19 protein-coding genes are annotated in these 17,787 nt (G+C 62.3%); 11 read left to right on the top strand and 8 right to left on the bottom strand.

The genetic code is table 11. From position 1 onward, the window contains the following. Positions 1-1,163: 1,163 nt before the first annotated feature. Complete coding sequence (locus AC1D1N_RS07020; RefSeq protein ID WP_477347476.1) at positions 1,164-1,481, bottom strand: hypothetical protein; 318 nt, start codon at positions 1,479-1,481, stop codon at positions 1,164-1,166. Between the two features lie 395 nt (positions 1,482-1,876). On the opposite strand from AC1D1N_RS07020, the gene AC1D1N_RS07025 reads away from it, so the two are divergent. The 3 genes from AC1D1N_RS07025 (at position 1,877) to AC1D1N_RS07035 (ending at position 3,673) form a co-directional block, all read left to right on the top strand. Further along, on the top strand, positions 1,877-2,308 hold the full coding sequence (locus AC1D1N_RS07025) for a cupin domain-containing protein (RefSeq protein ID WP_477347478.1): 432 nt from the start codon (positions 1,877-1,879) through the stop codon (positions 2,306-2,308). Between the two features lie 106 nt (positions 2,309-2,414). Next, positions 2,415-3,170, top strand: a complete 756-nt coding sequence (locus AC1D1N_RS07030) for a copper homeostasis protein CutC (protein WP_477347480.1) — start codon at positions 2,415-2,417, stop codon at positions 3,168-3,170. Then, entirely contained in the window at positions 3,167-3,673 is a 507-nt protein-coding gene (locus AC1D1N_RS07035; protein WP_477347482.1) for a GNAT family N-acetyltransferase, read from the top strand. Before AC1D1N_RS07030 ends, AC1D1N_RS07035 begins: the two co-directional genes overlap by 4 nt. A gap of 118 nt (positions 3,674-3,791) precedes the next feature. On the opposite strand, the gene AC1D1N_RS07040 is transcribed toward AC1D1N_RS07035, so the two are convergent. Next, the gene (locus AC1D1N_RS07040) at positions 3,792-5,030 is read right to left on the bottom strand and encodes a flavin-containing monooxygenase (protein ID WP_112565398.1); all 1,239 of its coding nucleotides are present in this window, start codon (positions 5,028-5,030) and stop codon (positions 3,792-3,794) included. 149 nt (positions 5,031-5,179) lie between these two features. Here AC1D1N_RS07040 and AC1D1N_RS07045 point away from each other — a divergent pair, with 149 nt between their 5' ends. Next, positions 5,180-5,668: an SRPBCC family protein gene (locus tag AC1D1N_RS07045; RefSeq protein ID WP_112565396.1), complete on the top strand. Its 489-nt coding sequence runs from the start codon at positions 5,180-5,182 to the stop codon at positions 5,666-5,668. Positions 5,669-5,685: 17 nt separating this feature from the next. On the opposite strand, the gene AC1D1N_RS07050 is transcribed toward AC1D1N_RS07045, so the two are convergent. The 4 genes from AC1D1N_RS07050 to AC1D1N_RS07065 all read right to left on the bottom strand — a co-directional run bounded on the left by AC1D1N_RS07050 (position 5,686) and on the right by AC1D1N_RS07065 (position 9,610). Continuing rightward, positions 5,686-5,796: an MFS transporter small subunit gene (locus AC1D1N_RS07050; protein ID WP_112565394.1), complete on the bottom strand. Its 111-nt coding sequence runs from the start codon at positions 5,794-5,796 to the stop codon at positions 5,686-5,688. Between the two features lie 35 nt (positions 5,797-5,831). After that, on the bottom strand, positions 5,832-6,629 hold the full coding sequence (locus AC1D1N_RS07055) for an FAD binding domain-containing protein (protein WP_112565392.1): 798 nt from the start codon (positions 6,627-6,629) through the stop codon (positions 5,832-5,834). Positions 6,630-6,641: 12 nt separating this feature from the next. After that, on the bottom strand, positions 6,642-8,993 hold the full coding sequence (locus AC1D1N_RS07060; protein WP_112565390.1) for a xanthine dehydrogenase family protein molybdopterin-binding subunit: 2,352 nt from the start codon (positions 8,991-8,993) through the stop codon (positions 6,642-6,644). A gap of 116 nt (positions 8,994-9,109) precedes the next feature. Further along, positions 9,110-9,610, bottom strand: coding sequence for a (2Fe-2S)-binding protein (locus AC1D1N_RS07065; RefSeq protein WP_436260389.1), 501 nt, complete (start codon positions 9,608-9,610; stop codon positions 9,110-9,112). 246 nt (positions 9,611-9,856) lie between these two features. Here AC1D1N_RS07065 and AC1D1N_RS07070 point away from each other — a divergent pair, with 246 nt between their 5' ends. The 4 genes from AC1D1N_RS07070 to AC1D1N_RS07085 all read left to right on the top strand — a co-directional run bounded on the left by AC1D1N_RS07070 (position 9,857) and on the right by AC1D1N_RS07085 (position 13,227). Further along, on the top strand, positions 9,857-11,041 hold the full coding sequence (locus tag AC1D1N_RS07070; protein WP_112565386.1) for an FIST signal transduction protein: 1,185 nt from the start codon (positions 9,857-9,859) through the stop codon (positions 11,039-11,041). A 4-nt stretch (positions 11,042-11,045) separates the two neighbouring features. Continuing rightward, positions 11,046-12,389 (top strand): ATP-binding response regulator, encoded by a 1,344-nt coding sequence (locus tag AC1D1N_RS07075; protein ID WP_477347486.1) that lies wholly within the window; start codon positions 11,046-11,048, stop codon positions 12,387-12,389. Positions 12,390-12,392: 3 nt separating this feature from the next. Next, positions 12,393-12,824, top strand: coding sequence for a hypothetical protein (locus tag AC1D1N_RS07080; protein WP_477347488.1), 432 nt, complete (start codon positions 12,393-12,395; stop codon positions 12,822-12,824). Positions 12,825-12,903: 79 nt separating this feature from the next. Continuing rightward, positions 12,904-13,227, top strand: coding sequence for a hypothetical protein (locus AC1D1N_RS07085; RefSeq protein WP_477347489.1), 324 nt, complete (start codon positions 12,904-12,906; stop codon positions 13,225-13,227). Positions 13,228-13,516: 289 nt separating this feature from the next. On the opposite strand, the gene AC1D1N_RS07090 is transcribed toward AC1D1N_RS07085, so the two are convergent. Beyond that, entirely contained in the window at positions 13,517-14,200 is a 684-nt protein-coding gene (locus AC1D1N_RS07090; RefSeq protein WP_023681717.1) for a response regulator, read from the bottom strand. Positions 14,201-14,377: 177 nt separating this feature from the next. Between AC1D1N_RS07090 and AC1D1N_RS07095 the strand changes: the two genes are divergently transcribed. The 3 genes from AC1D1N_RS07095 to AC1D1N_RS07105 are packed head-to-tail and all read left to right on the top strand — an operon-like array spanning position 14,378 to position 16,798. Then, positions 14,378-15,070 (top strand): fumarylacetoacetate hydrolase family protein, encoded by a 693-nt coding sequence (locus tag AC1D1N_RS07095; protein ID WP_477347490.1) that lies wholly within the window; start codon positions 14,378-14,380, stop codon positions 15,068-15,070. Between the two features lie 4 nt (positions 15,071-15,074). After that, entirely contained in the window at positions 15,075-15,725 is a 651-nt protein-coding gene (maiA, locus tag AC1D1N_RS07100; protein WP_477347491.1) for a maleylacetoacetate isomerase, read from the top strand. Positions 15,726-15,757: 32 nt separating this feature from the next. Then, complete coding sequence (locus AC1D1N_RS07105) at positions 15,758-16,798, top strand: zinc-dependent alcohol dehydrogenase family protein (RefSeq protein ID WP_477347493.1); 1,041 nt, start codon at positions 15,758-15,760, stop codon at positions 16,796-16,798. Positions 16,799-16,824: 26 nt separating this feature from the next. On the opposite strand, the gene AC1D1N_RS07110 is transcribed toward AC1D1N_RS07105, so the two are convergent. Next, a complete protein-coding gene (locus AC1D1N_RS07110) occupies positions 16,825-17,688 on the bottom strand; it encodes a DMT family transporter (protein WP_477347495.1) in 864 nt (287 codons plus the stop codon). Between the last annotated feature and the right edge of the window lie 99 nt (positions 17,689-17,787).

Below are 17,787 nucleotides of genomic sequence, written 5' to 3' on the forward strand. Positions count from 1 at the left end.
CTGTGACCTGCAGGCAGCGTTTCTGAACTCGCTCCCGAAATAGGTCTCGCGCTGCTTCTCTGCCTCTCGGGCCAACCTGTAATTTTGGCGACGGGCACTATAGGCACGGCAGACCTGATTGCTTGGCGGAATCGCTTGCCGCCGTCGGTTGGCGGCCCAGTTTTGATCTCTCCTGCTCAAACGCATGACGAAGGTACGGCGAAAGTCGGCTAGGTCCTACAGCGGTGGGGTCAACTCCGCCCGGCCGGCGCTTAGGCAGGTAAAGCCCCAAACCCGACTGCCTAGGCGCCGGTTTGATTTCGTGCATCTTGTGCTTGCAACCAAAGTCGCCGAGCCCATGCGCTTAGCTGAGCCGGGACAATGATCCTCGAAGGTCAGGTCTCGCCTTTGGCAGCTATCTCCCATTGTGAACCGGAACTCGCCGGATGTTGGCCCCAACCCCAACTCCCGACGAGCCCATCCCGATTTGTCACACAAATCAGGGCCGGGATTAGCCGGCAATTCCAGACTTGCACAAAAGGTGCCAAGTCTTCCCCCGATCAAATCAGAGGCCGTTCTGCCAATCTGTTAACCAATTCACTTTGACGGCCCTCACTTGTCGACGATGTCGGACATCGAACCGCCAAATTGTCATGTCGGGCGGGAAGGCTTCACCAGATTGGCTTCAATGCCAGCGATTGTGCCCATCACAGGACGGCATGACGTTACGTCAAGAATCAGCTACCGCTGCAGCTGCGGCGGAGCTGATACCCGCTTGGCCGGCGCTGATCAGGCAACCTCCATTGCGGCGCCGGCCCCTTTACATCACCGACCAACTTAAAGATGGCATTGCGTTGCCAAGAAGCGCTTGGCTGAACTGCCGCCGGCCGAATCATTGCCCCCAGGATGTCACGCCTAGCGTCGCGTAATCGGATTGCGCAGTGCCCTGCCGCCAACCGAAATCAATTAGTATGCACTTAATTAGATCCGGAGAATTTTAACGAATCATTGACCGCGCTGTCCCAGAATAGGACGGCGCGGTCAAATCCCAACCGGCTGCGCAGGCGGCTCCGGCAACCCAACCCCCGCCGCACTGTCGGAGCCGCTCCCACACAACCCATTAGTACCAGCAATGGTTGAATCAACGGTTACGACAGGTACTTTCCGGTGCGTTTTGCCAGTCGTTAGACTTTGATGGAAAAGAGGGAAATAGTCGTGCTGGGATCCAGCAGCCGGTGATGGCCCACGCTGGATTCGGGACGTGGACGTTTAGTTTCCCGCGCCAGTACGGCGACAAGCACCGAGCAGTCGAGTTCCTCGTTGAATGAAACGCACGGATCCGCCTCCAGCAAAATTTGCGCCATGCGAAGCGATTTCAATCTGGCCGTCTTGGCTACACGTTCAGCGCATTCGACCTCAATGACCGCTTTCGCGGACCGCGCACCTGGGCGATCTCCCAGCCAACACATTCCTGCAACCTCGAACTCCCGATGCTGTTCCATCCATCGATTCCATACATTCGTGAACCATGTCGCCGTTCATTTTGATGAAGCCTTGCCCACGCCTAGCAGGGATTCACATCGAATTCAGTTCGATCTGGGATCGGCCTATGGAAACGATCCTTTGAGATGCGCGACATGCCATCGGCGCGGAAGAAATCGCGGGAGAAGGCAAAATGGACAAACTGAATATAGGGGCTGATCAGGCCAAACGCTGGAGGGACCAGGCCGTGCGCGGTCGCCGGAGGCGCCTTTCGCGTAACGTCGGTGCGTGGATGCTGATCCTGCGATAATCGTCTTCTCTGGTCTGATTGCCTTCAAGGCGTACAGATAGCCAAGGCTCGCCAGCTCGCGTTCATCCTTACCGCGGGACCGTGGCGGCAAAACCTGGAGGAACCATGCGAAAGATTCTGGCATCGACGCTGCTGTTCGCGGCCGCGCTATCTGCAAATCCTGCTGCGGCACTGGACAGTTCCAGCCCACCCGTCGTCGTGACGCCGCTTGCCGATCGCACCCAGACGGCTTCCGGCCAGCCGATCGTGCTGCCGCAGAAAAATGTCCAGGTGCTGGTCTCGACCTACGATATTGTGGTGGGCGCCACGCTGCCGGTGCACAAGCACCCGTTTGCCCGCTACGCCTATGTCGAGGCTGGAACGCTCAAGGTGACGAACGTCGAGACCGGCAACAGCAACACCTACAAGACTGGCGATTTCATCGTCGAGATGATCGGCCAGTGGCACCAGGCGACCAATATCGGCGACGACCCGGTCAAGCTCCTGGTCATCGACCAGGTCGAGCAAGGCGCCAAGAACACGGTGCTGCGCCAATAACAGCGGCCGGGTTGCCGGCTGGCCCAAGCAGCGATTGGCTGTTCCGCTTTCCCGGCAACCGAGCCGATGCTAGGGCTGGCCGTCTGCAATCACGAAGGATCGCCCCTTGGCCGGAAATGCTCGCCCCCTGATCGAAATCTGCGTCGAAGGCATCGACGGATTGCTGGCGGCGCAGGCCGCCGGCGCCGACCGGGTCGAGCTCTGCGCCAGCCTGGTCGAAGGCGGCATCACGCCCAGCTTAGGCACGGTGCGCGCTGCACTCGAGAGTGCGACCATTCCCTTCCATGTCATCGTGCGGCCGCGCGGCGGCGATTTCCTCTACAGCGAGGCCGAATACAGCTCGATGCTTGACGATGTCGCATCGCTCCGCGATCTCGGCGTCGCCGGTGTCGTCGTCGGTTGCCTCAATGCGGATGGCACCATCGACGAGGCGCGCATGGGCGCACTGGTCGAGGCGGCCGGTCCGCTCGCCGTCACCTGCCACCGCGCCTTCGATATGACTCGCGACCCCCCCGAGGCGCTGGAAGCGCTGATCCGCTGCAAGGTCGGCCGCGTGCTGACCAGCGGCCAGAGGGACACCGCGGTGGAAGGCGCCGGCCTGTTGGCGGAGCTCGTCCGCCAGGCCGGCAGCCGCATCATCATTCTCGGCTGCGGCGCGCTTGCCCCTGAAAACATCGCCGAGGTGCTCAAGAAAACCGGGCTGATGGAAATGCATTTCGCCGCGCTCAAGGACGTGCCGAGCACAATGGCCTACCGCAACCCGCAAGTCGGCATGGGCGGCACCGATCTCGACCGCGAGTACCGCACCACGGTGACCGACGCGGCGCTGGTGGCGGCGACGATTGCGGCGGCCAGGACATGACGGCCGCGCCGATCAGCCGCGTCTCGCCCCAGGACGAAGCGGCGATCCTCGCGCTCAACAACGAGCATGCGGCCGAACTGTCATGGCTCGAACCCGAACGGCTGTCTTTCCTGCTTAGCGAAGCGTTTTACATCAGGCGCATCGGCGCGCTCGAAGCCTTCATCATGACCTTTGACCAGGATGCGCGTTACGATAGCCCGAACTTCCTCTGGTTCCGCGAGCGCTATCCACGCTTCGTCTATGTCGACCGCGTCGTCGTGACCGGCGAGGCCCGGGGCCGCGGCCATGCCCGCCGGCTCTATGAGGATCTGTTCGCAGAGGTCGCCCGCGCCGGCCACAGCATCGTCACCTGCGAGGTCAATGCCGACCCGCCCAATCCGGCTTCGGACGCCTTCCACGCAGCGCTCGGCTTTGCCGAGGTCGGCGACGCGGTGATCCATGGCGGCAAGAAGGCGGTGCGCTACTACCTCAGGCAGATCCAGAGCAATTCAGGAAAAGCGTGAGCGGTTTCCCGGGAACGGGAGTGAAACGTGACACTGGCGCGCAAAGCGTTGGCAGCCGACCTCCGATCCTGATTTCCTGCCCTGACGGCGAAGTGCTTCTTGCCTGTGCCATAGGCGGTCACGAATGCCTTGCGATGTGTTCGACCAGGCGTGGTGCTTCCTCGGCAATGGCCAATATGATTCCGGACTTGCGGGTGGAGGCGAAATCCAGGCCGGCGAAGTAGAGGCCCGGCAGGACACCCACCCCATCCGTGTGAACGGGCTGTCCCGCGGCGTCGAGCGCATCAGCAAGTCTCACATAGCTGAAATCACCCTTGAAGCCTGTGCACCACACCACGCTCGTGATGCCGGACCCGGAAAGATCGAGCGAACCGATGAAGGTATCCGGTCGACGCCATGCGACCGTCTCCGCGGGGTCGGGGTCCGATACGGGTGCGTCGATCCGGGCCTGGCTTATGTAATCATCGATATGACGTTTGACATTGTCAGAGGCCTGGTCCCCAAAGCGGACATTTGCTTCGAGATCGTCGGCGAGCGTAAGACGGTCGCCATTCGCAGCGCCGGTCAACCGCCCGAGAAGCACAACACCTTGGGCGCTGAGCGACTGAAGGCTTATCGTGTGCTCCGACCCGAGCACACCACGCGCGGGTATGCGCCCCGCAAGCCGAATGACCTCCTCTCGCCGTACGTCGAGAAATCCGCTTTCCTCGAGCCAGATCATGACGTCGCGTCCACGATAGCGCCGTGGGAGTCGCCCGACGCGACTGGTCGCGAGGAAGACGGTCCGCCCCGCTTGCGCCAGTTCCTCCGCGATCTGAACACCTGATTGACCGCTTCCGACCACCAACACCGCTCCACCGGGTAGATCGGCAGCGCTGCAGTAGCCGGAGGCGTCGATCTGGTAGATGTAAGGTGGCAACCCATCTGATGCGATTGGGCGCACGGGGCAATTCAGGTTGCCGCTTGCGACAACCACGTTGCGCGCCCGGAGCATTCCGTTCGAGGTGGTCAGCTGATAGACGCCATCGTCCTGCGTGAGTTCGCTCACCGCAGTATCGGCTTGGATAGGCAGCTCATTTCTCCCGGCGAAATCCTCAAGGAGAGCGATGAACTGGTCGCGCGTAAGGACCCCATACGGATCCGGACCCTCGTAGCGGTCGCCCGGCATGACGGTCTGCACGTTAGGGCTATTCATATGAAAGGAAGCCCACCGCTGCGTGCGCCAGGTCTCTCCTATGCGACCCCGCTCCAGCACGGTATGGCGCAAGCCCCTTCGTGTCAGCCAATAGCTGACACCGAGGCCCGCCCAGCCAGCCCCGACGACGACAGCATCGAGAACATCGGCACTATCATCCATTGCCGGGTGATCTCATGATCGGCATCCCCCATCGCCGCGACAATTAAGCCTTGTTCATCGCCATGAGTCCAGCGTCGGCGAGCGGCTCTGGCGCTGTAAACAAGCCAGAGCTAATGTAGCGGCTTCCAGCAGCCGGGGGCGAAACACCAATGCCGAGCAACGTCTTCCGCTTCGACGAAAGCTGGGACATTCCCGAGGCGACGCCGCAACAGGTCTGGGACGTGCTCTCCGATGCCGAATTGCTGCCGCTGTGGTGGGGCGACGTCTACAAGGAGGTCGTGCCGCTCGACCGCAAGGGCAAGGGCCTCGTCGGCTCGCGCGCCAAAGCCCGGGCGCGCGGCGCCCTGCCCTATGAATTGAACTTCATCATCGAGGCGGCCGAGCTCGAGCCTGGCCGGCTGGTGGTGGTCAAGACATTCGGCGATTTCGACGGCCTGTGGCGGGCGGAACTGTCGCCTTCGGGAACCGGCACCCACGTCGATCTCGTCTGGCAGGTGACGGTCGAGAGGCCGATCCTCAAATTCCTGGCGCCGTTGCTCAGGCCGGCCTTTGCCTGGAACCATCGCTGGACGACACCGCGCGGCGAAGCCGGCCTGCGCCGCTATCTTGCGGCCCAGAAGGAGGGCGAAGCAGCCTGATGCCGCCTCGCTGAGCGCTAATGAAACAGCGCCGTGGCGCTGTTGACGGTCATCCAGAACCCCCACAGCAGCGGAAAGCCGACGAGCAGCCAGGCGAGCGTAAGCTTGAGCGTATAAAAAGGGGCCACGAAGGCCCCTTTTCCATCACTTATGTCAGAAAAATTCAGGCGTTGGCGGCCGCCACCGCGCGTTTTGCCATCACTGCGATCAGGCTGGCGCGGTAGTCGGCTGAGGCGTGGAGGTCGGTCATCAAATTCTTCGCCGAAACCTTGACGCCGTCGAGCGCCGATGCGGCAAAGTTCTTCGCCAGTGCCGCCTCGATCTCTTTCGAACGGAACACGCCGTCATCGCCGGCGCCGGTGACGGCGACGCCGACCCCGTCCTTGCCCTTGGCCACGAACACACCGACGATCGCATAGCGCGATGCCGGATTGCGGAATTTTTCGTAAGCCGCCTTGGCCGGCGCCGTGAAGCTCACCGCGGTGATGATCTCGCCGTCCTTCAGCGCCGTCTCGAACAGGCCGGTGAAGAACTTGGCCGCCGCAATCTCGCGCTTGTTGGTGACGATGGTAGCGCCCAGCGCCAGCAGTGCCGCCGGATAGTCGGCGGCCGGATCGTTGTTGGCGACCGAGCCGCCGATCGTGCCTTTGTAACGCACGGCAGGGTCGCCGATCAGCGACGCCAAATGCGCAAATGCCGGGCAGGCCTTCCTGAGCTTCTCGTCATTGGCGACATCGTAGTGAGTGGTAGCGGCGCCGATGGTGACGGTCTTGCCCGACACCTTGACGCCTTGCAGCTCCTTGATGCGCGACAGGTCGACCAGGTCGGAAGGTGCTGCAAGCCTGGTCTTCATCGCCGGGATTAGCGTCATGCCGCCCGACAGAAGCTTGGCGTCGCCGCTCTTCACCAGCTTGGCGGCGTCGGCGACCGAGGCGGCGCGGTGGTAATTGACCGAATACATTTTCGTTCCTCCTCAGTGCTTCGTCGCCGCGCGGATGGCTGCCCAGACCGTGGACGGCGATGCCGGCATGGCGATGTCGGTGATCCCGATGGCGTCGGTGATGGCGTTGATGACCGCCGGCGGCGAGCCGATGGCGCCGGCCTCGCCGCAGCCTTTGATGCCGAGCGGATTGCTCGGGCACGGCGTGTTCGAGGTCGAGACCTTGAACGACGGCAGGTCCCCCGCGCGGGGCATCGTATAATCCATGTAGCTTGCCGTCAGCAGCTGACCGCTGGCGTCGTAATGCGCGCCTTCCAGAAGCGCCTGGCCAATACCCTGGGCAATGCCGCCATGCACCTGGCCCTCGACGATCATCGGGTTGATGATGTTGCCGAAATCGTCCGCCGCGACGAACTGGATAATCTCGGTCGTGCCGGTTTCCGGATCGATCTCGACCTCGCAGATGTAGCAGCCAGCCGGGAAGGTGAAGTTTGCAGGATCGTAGAAGGCGGTTTCCTTCAAGCCAGGCTCCATGCCTGCCGGCAGATTGTGGGCGGTGTAGGCGGCGAGCGCCACCTGGAACCAGGGCAGGCTCTTGTCGGTGCCGGCAACCTTGACCTCGCCATTCTCGATGACAATGTCGCCCTCGTCGGCCTCGAGCAGGTGGGCTGCGATCTTTTTGGCCTTGGCTTCGACCTTGTCGAGCGCCTTTGATATGGCCGACATGCCGACGGCGCCCGAGCGCGAGCCGTAGGTGCCCATGCCCATCTGCACCTTGTCGGTGTCGCCATGGACGATCGAGACCGAGTCGATCGGCACGCCGAAGCGCTGGTTGACCAGCTGCGCGAAGGTCGTCTCATGGCCCTGGCCGTGGCTGTGCGAACCGGTCAGCACTTCGATCGTGCCGACGGCATTGACCCGCACCTCGGCCGATTCCCAGAGGCCGACGCCGGCGCCGAGCGAGCCGACCGCCGCCGACGGCGCGATGCCGCAGGCCTCGATGTAGCAGCTCATGCCGATGCCGCGCAGCTTGCCTTGCTTGGCGGCGGCCGCCTTGCGCTTGGCAAAGCCGGCATAGTCGGACGCCTTTGTCGCCGCATCGAGCGAAGCGCCATAGTCGCCAGCGTCGTAATTCATGATCACCGGCGTCTGATGCGGGAAGGAGGTGATGAAGTTGGTGCGCCGAAGTTCGGCCGGCGACACGCCGAGTTCGCGCGCCGCCGTCTCCATGGTGCGCTCCAGCAGATAGGTGGCTTCCGGCCGCCCTGCCCCACGATAGGCATCGACGGGTGCGGTGTTGGTGTAGACGGTGCGCACATTGGCGTGGATCGCCGGGATGTTGTACTGGCCCGACAGCAGCGTGGCATAGAGATAGGTCGGCACGCAGGACGAGAACAGCGACATGTAGGCGCCGAGATTGGCGATGGTGTCGACCTTGAAACCGGTGATCCGGTTGTTTTTGTCGAACGCCATTTCGACCGTCGAGACATGGTCGCGGCCATGCGCGTCGGTGAGGAAGCTTTCGGTGCGGTCGGCCACCCATTTGACCGGCACGCCGGTTTTCTTCGACGCCCACAGGCAGACGATCTCTTCGGGATAGATATAGATCTTCGAGCCGAAGCCGCCGCCGACATCGGGCGCAATGACGCGCAATTTGTTTTCCGGCGCGACATTGTAGAAGGCGCTCATCACCAGCCGCGCGACATGCGGGTTCTGCGAGGTCGTCCAGCAGGTGTAATGGTCCTCGGCCTTGTCGTAATGGCCAAGGGCCGCACGCGGCTCCATGGCGTTGGGAACCAGCCGGTTGTTGACGATCTTCATGCGGGTGACGTGGGCGGCAGCCTTGATCGCCGCATCGGTCGCCTTGGCGTCGCCGATCTCCCAGTCGAAGATAAGATTGTCCTCGGCCTCGGCATGGACCTGCGGCGCGCCTTTTTGCAGCGCCTTGGTGGCATCGACCACCGCCTTCAATTCCTTGTAGGTGATCTCGACCGCCTCGGCCGCGTCGCGCGCCTGGCCCTTGGTCTCGGCCACCACGATGACGATGGCGTCACCGACATAGCGCACCTTGTCGACGGCGAGCGGCGACCAGGCGCCCATCTTCATCGGCGAGCCATCCTTGGAATGGATCATCCAGCCGCAGATGAGGTTGCCTATGCCGTCGGCCTTGAGTTCCTTGCCGGTCAAGACGCCGATGACGCCGGGCATGGCCTGCGCCTTTTTGACGTCGATCTTCTTGATCTGCGCATGGGCGTGCGGGCTGCGCACGAAAGCGGCATGCTTCATGCCGGGCACCACCATGTCGTCGACATAACGGCCGGCGCCGGTGATGAACCTTTTGTCTTCCTTGCGCGCCACGCGTGCGCCAATACCTTCAATACCCATAAGAAAATTCCTCCGGAATTTAAGGGAATAGGCAGTAGGGAGTTAAGCAGTAGGGGGAGATCTCGCGGTTCAGTATGGCCGTTTTGCCCTACTCCCTACTGCCTACTGCCTACTCCCTAAGCTGCTTGTTTCGCCTTGCCCTTCGACGCCTTCGCCATCGTCTTCGATGCGGCGAGGATCGCCTTGACGATGTTGTGGTAGCCGGTGCAGCGGCAGATGTTGCCTTCGAGCTCGGTGCGAACCGTCGCCTCGTCGAGGCCTTCGGGATGGCGCGCGATCATGTCGGTCGCCGTCATGATCATGCCTGGCGTGCAGAAGCCGCATTGCAGGCCGTGATGTTCCTTGAACGCGGCCTGCACCGGATGCAGGTCGGCGCCGTTGGCCAGCCCCTCGATCGTCACCACGGTCGACCCGGAGGCCTGCACGGCCAGCATCGAACACGACTTCACCGCTTTGCCGTCGACATGCACGACGCAGGCGCCGCATTGCGAGGTGTCACAGCCGACATGCGTTCCGGTGAGACCAAGATTTTCGCGCAGGAAATGAACCAGAAGCGTTCGGTCCTCGGCAGCGCCGCTGACCCGTTTTCCGTTCACGACAAACGAAACGTCCGACATGCATCCTCCCTGGGTATAACCTCGGTAATCATGCTGCCGATGCGGCTTTGGCGCTCGGCCAGACGCTATTCGTACACCGCACAACGCGCAAAAAACACACGGTGCTCATTGTACTTTCGGTCATGGAGAAACGAAAATCATGGGCTCGTCCGCCCCATTGCCAAAGTGCGGATTGAAGGCAACAATGTCATCGACGCTGGCGCCAAAAGACATAAAAACAGGCGCACACAAAAATGCGTCGGAGGAATGCGGAGAAAGCTGCTGGCCAGTTCACGGACGAGCTATGCATCCGGTCTGTCGGCACTCACCACCGACGAGCCCGACGCCGATGCATTCGCCCGGGCGGTCGCCACCGAGGCCTCTGCCATCAACGCCGGCTTTGCGCTGCTGTTCTTCTCGCAGAGCCTGGTCGACGCCACCGCCCTGTCGCAAGCGCTGAAGACCCATGCGCCGACGCTGGCCTATGCCGCCTGCTCGACTGCCGGCGAGATCACCCCGCAGGGCCTGGAGGAAGGCCATGTGCTGGCTCTTCTGCTTCCTTCCACGTCATTCTGCGCGGTCAGCACCATGGTCGACAATCTCTCCTCATCGGGCATGGACAGGATCACCGGTGAAGTCGAGGCCTTGCGGCGCCTGCTGCGCGGGCGCATCGGCAGTTGCCATTCCAACAGCACCTTTGCGCTCTGCTTCATCGACGGCCTGTCCTTTGCCGAGGAAGCGGTGACCTCGGCCATCCATTGGGGGCTGGACGACATCCCGCTGATCGGCGGTTCGGCGGGCGACGATTTGAAATTCGAAACCACCAGGCTGATCTCGAACGGCAAGGTGGCCTCCGACAGCGCCATCATCGTGCTGATATCAACCGAAATTCCCTTCCATGTCTTCAAGACCGACAATTTTGTCCCCACAGACGAGAAGCTGGTGGTGACGGCATCCGATCCCGACCACCGCACCGTGCGCGAATTCAACGCCACCAATGCGGCCGAGGAATATGCCGCTTCGGTCGGCATCGTCGCGCAGACCCTGACGCCGATGAGCTTCGCCTCGCATCCGGTGGTGGTGAAGGTGGGGGGCGAATATTACTGTCGCTCGATCCAGAAGATGCATCCCGACGGCTCGCTGTCGTTCTTCTGCGCCATCGACGACGGCGTCGTGCTGTCCATCGCCCAGCCCAAGGATATGGTGGAGTCGACGCGTGCCGCACTGCGCGACGTCGAGGAGCGGCTGGGTGGCATCGACATGATCCTCGGTTTCGATTGCGTGCTGCGCCGGCTCGATGCGCGCAACCGCCAGGTTTTCCGCGACATTTCGGAGCTCTACCGGGTCAACAACGTCATCGGCTTTGGCACCTATGGTGAACAGTACCGCTCGATGCATCTCAACCAGACTTTCACCGGCATCGCTTTCGGCGAACGCCAGGCGGCGGAATAGCTCCATGCCGCTCAGGGATATAGACGACGTCGACAGGCTGAAGAAGATCAATGCCGCTCTGGTCAGCCGCGTCGAGCGCTCGATGGACCAGCAGGGCAACGCCTTCTCGCTGTTCCAGACCGCGATTTCGCTGGAGAACCGGGTGCGCATCCGCACCGAGGAACTGCACTCGACCTTGCGCCGGCTGGAGCAGTCGAACATCGACCTCAGTGCCGCCAAGGAAAATGCCGAACTGGCGAACCTGTCCAAGACCCGGTTCCTGGCCGCCGCCAGCCATGACGTGCTGCAGCCGCTCAACGCCGCCCACCTCTCCGTCTCGGCACTGGCCGAAGTGCAGACCAGCGACGAGGGCAAGAAACTCGTCCGTCAGGTCGAGCGCTCGCTGGAGACCATGGAAGACCTGTTGCGCACGCTGCTCGACATTTCCAAGCTCGATGCCGGCGTGGTCCAGCCCGACATTGGCGACGTCAATTTGGAGACGCTGTTTTCCTCGCTACGCTCGGATTTCCAGCCGGTTGCCAAGCTGAAGGGGCTGACACTGAAATTCCGCCCGGTCAGCGCCGTGGTGCGTTCGGACCGCACGCTGTTGCGCCGGATCCTGCAGAACATCCTGTCCAATGCGCTGCGCTATACCCGTTCGGGCGGCGTGCTGGTCGGCACAAGGCATCGCGGCGACACCATCCGCATCGACGTCGCCGACACCGGCTGCGGCATTCCCGACGACCAGCGCGAGGCGGTGTTCGAGGAGTTCCATCGCGGCTCCGCCATTCCGGCAGATGCCGCAATCTCCGGCGGCGGGCTGGGGCTCGGCCTAGCAATCGTGCGGCGCATGGCCGCCGCGCTCGGCCATCCCGTGACGTTCTCCTCGAAGGTCGGACGCGGCACGATCTTCCACATCGATGTTCCGGTCGGCATTGGCGCTAGCGCCGACGCCATCGCCAGCCTTGCCGAGATGGAGCGTCCGCGCGGCTACGGCCTGTTCGGCACCAAGGTGCTGCTGGTCGAAAACGACGCCGATGTGCTGCAGGCGATGACCTTCCTGCTCGAGCGCTGGCAATGCCTGGTGCGCGCCGCGACCTCGACCGAGGATGCAATCAGCCTGCTCGGCGACACCGACTGGGTGCCCGACATCGTCATTGCCGACCAGCATCTCGACGACGGCGACCTCGGCACCGCAACAATAGCCGAAGTGCGCGACTATATCGGCCGCGCCGTGCCGGCACTGATCGTCACCGCCGACGCCTCCGAAGCCGTAGCCAAAGCCGCCCGCGCCGCCGGCATCGAACTGATGCGCAAGCCGCTGAAACCGGCGCAATTAAGGGCGCTGCTGGCGCATTTGCTGGCTTAGACAATGACCAATGTATTGCTTGATTATCTGGGAATGCCGGCGTCAGCGCTCCTGACGTCACCGCCGTTCAAACCCCGGACGTTCAAAAAGACAGTCGATGACGACCTGCCGGAAATCCGAATAAACTATGTATCTGCATCCAATAATTTTTCCTTCACCTCCGATGTCGACGACAAGATAGACTGCATCTTCATAGAGGCTGACAATCTGGATCGAAACCTCTGGGACATTCCCTTTTCATCCAGTCGCAACGACGTGCTTAGCCGTTTTGGCGTGCCCTCAAAAAGCGGCGCCGCGCGGACAGATCCGATTTTGGGTGAGTATGGCCCCTGGGATCGATTTGATGAGACGCGTCATTCAATACATATCGAATACCAGCCTCATGCTGATCGGATAAGGAGGGTGACGCTGATGCGAGCCGACGCGGTGCCGTGAGCAAGGTGGTGAGCAACAGGCTGGCGATCACACACGGGGTGGACTTGAAGCTCGACGAGGCAGGCCGTTGGTACGTCTCATGGTCAAACGCAGGGTCTATCTCGATGAGCCCAAAGATTTTTTCAGAGTGTGGCCTCTTCTGGAGCGCCCGCTTCCAGAGGTCAGACCGCTGCTCGATGAGCTGGCGAAAAACGCCGGTTCGATTGACAGATTCCCAGCCTGGAAAGTCGTCGCCGCAGCTTTTAAGTCCGAATCCAGGCCATGGACAGACTTTGCCGTGGCATGGCTTCCGTTTCTCGACGAAGTGGAAATCGGAATGCTGAAGAGCTCGCTCGTTGCGATCAGGGATTCGAAATGGGCGAGTCAGAAAAGCAGGCAGATCGCCCGGAAGTTCGCGAGATAGTGCCTGCCCGAGGGCCGCGACAAGTGAAGAACAACCCACTGTCACCGCAATTCACGTATCGTAGGTAGAGTTTGCCCTACATCGTTCAAAGAATCATTTTGAAAATGGGGAATTAATAACTGAGAGAACGTTGCCTAATGGGGGGGTACGCTGGCAAACGCGGATTCTCCGGTTGTCGGGGACGTTCTAGAAATTGCCGTAAATGAGAAGACCATGATGGTCGAAATAATATGGGGCCGTTGGGCTGAACACGAAGATATCGATCCAGAGCAGCGCACTTTTCAGCCCCTCAAAACCCCGCCTGATCCCTGAACAACTCCGCATTGTCCAGCTTCGACACCTCGATCACCGCTTGCGTGCGGCTGTAGACGTTGAGCTTGCGCAGGATCTCCGAGACATGCGCCTTCACCGTGGTCTCGCCGACCTGCAGCTCGTAGGCGATCTGTTTGTTGAGCAGGCCCTGGCGCAGCATCTGCAGCACCCTGAGCTGCTGCGGCGTCAGCTTGGCCAGGCGCTGCACCATGTCGGCGCGGTCGGTGCTGTCGGCGTCCGGCGGCTGTCCCTCGTAGTTTTCCGGCACATAGATTGCGCCCTCCATCACCGAGCGGATGGCGGCGGCGAGATCGCTTTTGCGCGCCGATTTCGGGATGAAGCCGGCAGCACCATAGGACAGCGCCTCGGAGATGATCTTCGGCTCCTCATAGCCCGAGACGACAACCACCGGCAGGCGCGGATGGCGGGTCCTGAGCTGCAGCAGCCCATCAAAGCCATGGACATCGGGCATGTTGAGATCGAGCAGCGCCAGATCGAACGGTTTTATCCCACCCAGAAGATCGAGCGCTTCGGCGATCGAGCGCGCCTCCACCGTGTCGACTTCTGGGTAGGCCATCTGCACGGCGCTGTGCAACGCCTCGCGAAACAGCGGATGGTCGTCGATGATCAGGAAGCGCGCGCGATCGTTGATTGCGGTCATGGGGTTCGTTTCAGTCCTTCCTGGACAGGATACTCCCGCTGGTATGGCCAGCTTATTGGCAAATAGTCTATCGCCATCTTAACCCGCAGGCGGCGCCGACGCTTTGCGGACGCTCATGCCTTGCCCAGCGGTCCAAATCGGTCAAATGTGCCAGCAGTTGAAGCAGAAAGACCGCGCATGACAGACTTCGTCCTCCCCTTGCCCGCAATCCCGTCGGTCGCCATCGCCGGTTCGGCCGACCGTTTTGCGGTGCGCCGCATCTTCTGCGTCGGCCGCAACTACGCGGCGCACGCCCGCGAACTCGGCAATGACGAGCGCGATCCGCCCTTCTTCTTCACCAAGCCGGCCGATGCGGTGGTCGACAGCGGCAGCACGATCCCCTACCCGCCGCTGACCAAAAACCTGCACCACGAGATCGAGCTGGTCGCGGCGATCGGCAAGGCCGGCTTCCGCATTCCCCGCGCGCAAGCGCTCGACCATGTCTGGGGCTACGGCGTCGGCATCGACCTCACCCGCCGCGACCTGCAGGACGAGGCCAAGAAGGCAGCGCGGCCCTGGGACTGGTCAAAGGCCTTCGACCGTTCGGCGCCCTGCGGCCCACTAGTGCCGGCGGCAAATTCCGGCCATCCGCAAAAGGGCCGCATCTGGCTCGCCGTCGACGGCGCGGTGAAACAGGATGGCGACCTCGCCGAGCTGATCTGGCCGATATCAGACATCGTGTCGATCTGCAGCGAGTCGGTTGTACTACAACCGGGCGACCTGATCTTTACCGGCACGCCGGCCGGCGTCGGCGCGGTGGCGCCCGGCCAGACGATGACCGGCGGCGTCGACGGCATCGGCACGATCGAGATCGCTGTCGGCCAGCCGTGATCCGATGAGCGACCTCGTCCTCCATAACTACTATCGCTCCTCCACCTCCTACCGCGCGCGCATCGCGCTGGAGATGAAGGGGCTGACCTACGATTACGTGCCGCATCATCTGCGCCATGGCGACCATCTGGAGCCGGCTTACCTAGCCGTCAATCCGCAGGGGCTGGTGCCGGCGCTGATCCTGGGCGACGGCACGCTTTTGACGCAGTCGCTGGCAATCATCGAGTATCTCGATGAGACCAATCCCGAACCGCCGCTGCTGCCCAAGGACGCGCTCGGCCGGGCGCGCGTGCGAATGCTGGCGCAGATGATCGCCTGCGATATCCACCCGGTGAACAATCTGCGCGTGCTGACCTCGCTGCGCACTTTGTTCGGCGCCGGCGACCAGGACGTCGTCAACTGGTTCCGTCACTGGGTGAACGAAGGTTTCCAGCCACTTGAGAAGATTCTGGCTTCGTCAGCCGAGACCGGCACTTTCTGCCACGGCGACGCGCCGGGCCTCGCCGACATATGCCTGGTTGCCCAGATCGCCAGCAACGCCCGTTTCGGCGTCGACCTGACGCCCTATCCCACGATCTCGCGCATCCACGCCGCCTGCATGGCGCTGCCGGCCTTTCAGAAGGCAGCGCCCGAGAATCAGATAGATGCGGAATAGAAGCATAATGGTGCTGCCATAAGGACCCGCCGATGAAAGCCGTCGTCTTCGAAAAATTCGGCGAAGTGCCGACGATCCAGACCGTGCCCGATCCGAAGCCGGCGCCCGAAGGCGTCGTCATCAAGGTCGAGGCGACGGGGCTCTGCCGCAGCGACTGGCATGGCTGGATGGGCCATGATGCCGGCATCACCCTGCCGCATGTTCCCGGCCACGAACTGGCGGGCATCGTTGTCGCCGTGGGCAAGCGGGTCACCCGCTGGAAGGCCGGCGAACGCGTCACCGTGCCGTTCTGCGTCGGCTGCGGCCGCTGTTTCGAGTGCACCTCCGGCAATCATCAGGTCTGCGAACATCAATCTCAGCCCGGTTTCACCGCCTGGGGATCGTTTGCCGAATATGTCGCCATCGACCATGCCGACACCAATCTCGTACGCCTGCCCGACGAGATGGAATTCGCCACCGCCGCCAGCCTCGGCTGCCGCTTCGTCACCTCGTTTCGCGCCATCGTCGACCAGGGCCGGGTGACGCCCGGCGAATGGGTGGCGGTGCATGGCTGCGGCGGCGTCGGCCTGTCGGCGATCATGATCGCCAGTTCCATGGGCGCCAATGTCATTGCCATCGACCTCACCGACGAGAAGCTGGATTTCGCCAAGAAGATCGGCGCCGTGGCCACCATCAATGCCTCGACGACGCCGAACGTGGTCAAGGCCGTCAAGCAGATCACCAATGGCGGCGTACATATGTCGATGGATGCGCTCGGCCACCCCACCACGTCGTTCAACTCGATTTCCAATCTGCGCCGGCGCGGCCGCCACGTGCAGGTCGGCCTGATGCTGGGCGAACATGCCCGGCCGCAAGTGCCGATGGACAAGGTGATTGCCTTCGAGCTCGAAATCCTCGGCAGCCACGGCATGCAGGCCTATCGCTACCCCGCAATGATGGAGATGATCCGCACCGGCAAACTCAAGCCGGAACTGCTGGTCGGCAAGAGGATCAGTCTTGAGGAAGCGCCGGCTGCCTTGATGGCGATGGGCGGTTTTGAGGGCATCGGCATCGGGGTTGTGACGAAGTTTTAGGGGCGGAGCCGCCCTCCGCACCCAAACTACCGCGCGAACTTCTTCGCCCCGAATACACAGGCGACCACGCCGAGCGTGACGACCACCATCAGCGGGCTGACCTGCTCGTGCAGCAGCGTCGCCGCCAATACGAGGCCGAAGAAAGGCTGCAGCAGCTGCAATTGTCCCACGGCGGCGATGCCGCCTTGCGCAAGGCCGCGGTACCAGAACACGAAGCCGATCAGCATGCTGAACAGCGAGACATAGGCGAGACCTGCCCAGGCGCCGGAGCCGATGGCGGCAAAGGATTGCGGCAGCGTTGCAAAGCTCAGCACCAGCATGATCGGCAGCGAGATCGCCAACGCCCAGCAAATGACCTGCCAGCCGCCGAGCCGGCGCGACAGCGCGGCTCCTTCCGCGTAGCCCAGTCCGCAGACGATGATGGCGGCCAGCATCAGGCCATCGCCGATCGGTGACGCCGTCACGCCTTGCATCAGGGCAAAGCCTGCGACCAGCGCGCTGCCGATGCAGGAAAACAGCCAGAAGGCCGGACGCGGACGCTCGCCACCGCGCAGCACGCCGAAAATCGCGGTTGCCAGCGGCAGCAGGCCGACGAAGATGATGGAATGGGCGGAGGTGACGTGCTTGAGCGCCAGCGCCGTCAGCAAGGGAAAGCCGACAACCACGCCAAGGGCCACGATCACCAGCGACAGAAAATCGCTGCGCTCCGGGCGCTTCTGCCGAAACAGAAGCAGCATTGCCAGGCCGAGCAGTCCGGCAATCGCCGCGCGGGCAGAGGTCAGGAAGGTCGGATCGAAATCCGCCACCGCCACGCGTGTCGCCGGCAGCGAGCCTGAGAAGATCAGCACGCCGACGAATCCGTTCACCCAGCCGCTCGCGGTCTTGTCCATTCCAGGCTCCATTGCTTTTTGCCCTCTATCGGGCCTGAGGGTATGGAACTGCCAGAGACAATGCGGTACAATTTTGCAGAACTGTAATGGTCGATTGAA

The organism is Mesorhizobium sp. P2_B5 (genome assembly GCF_056404775.1).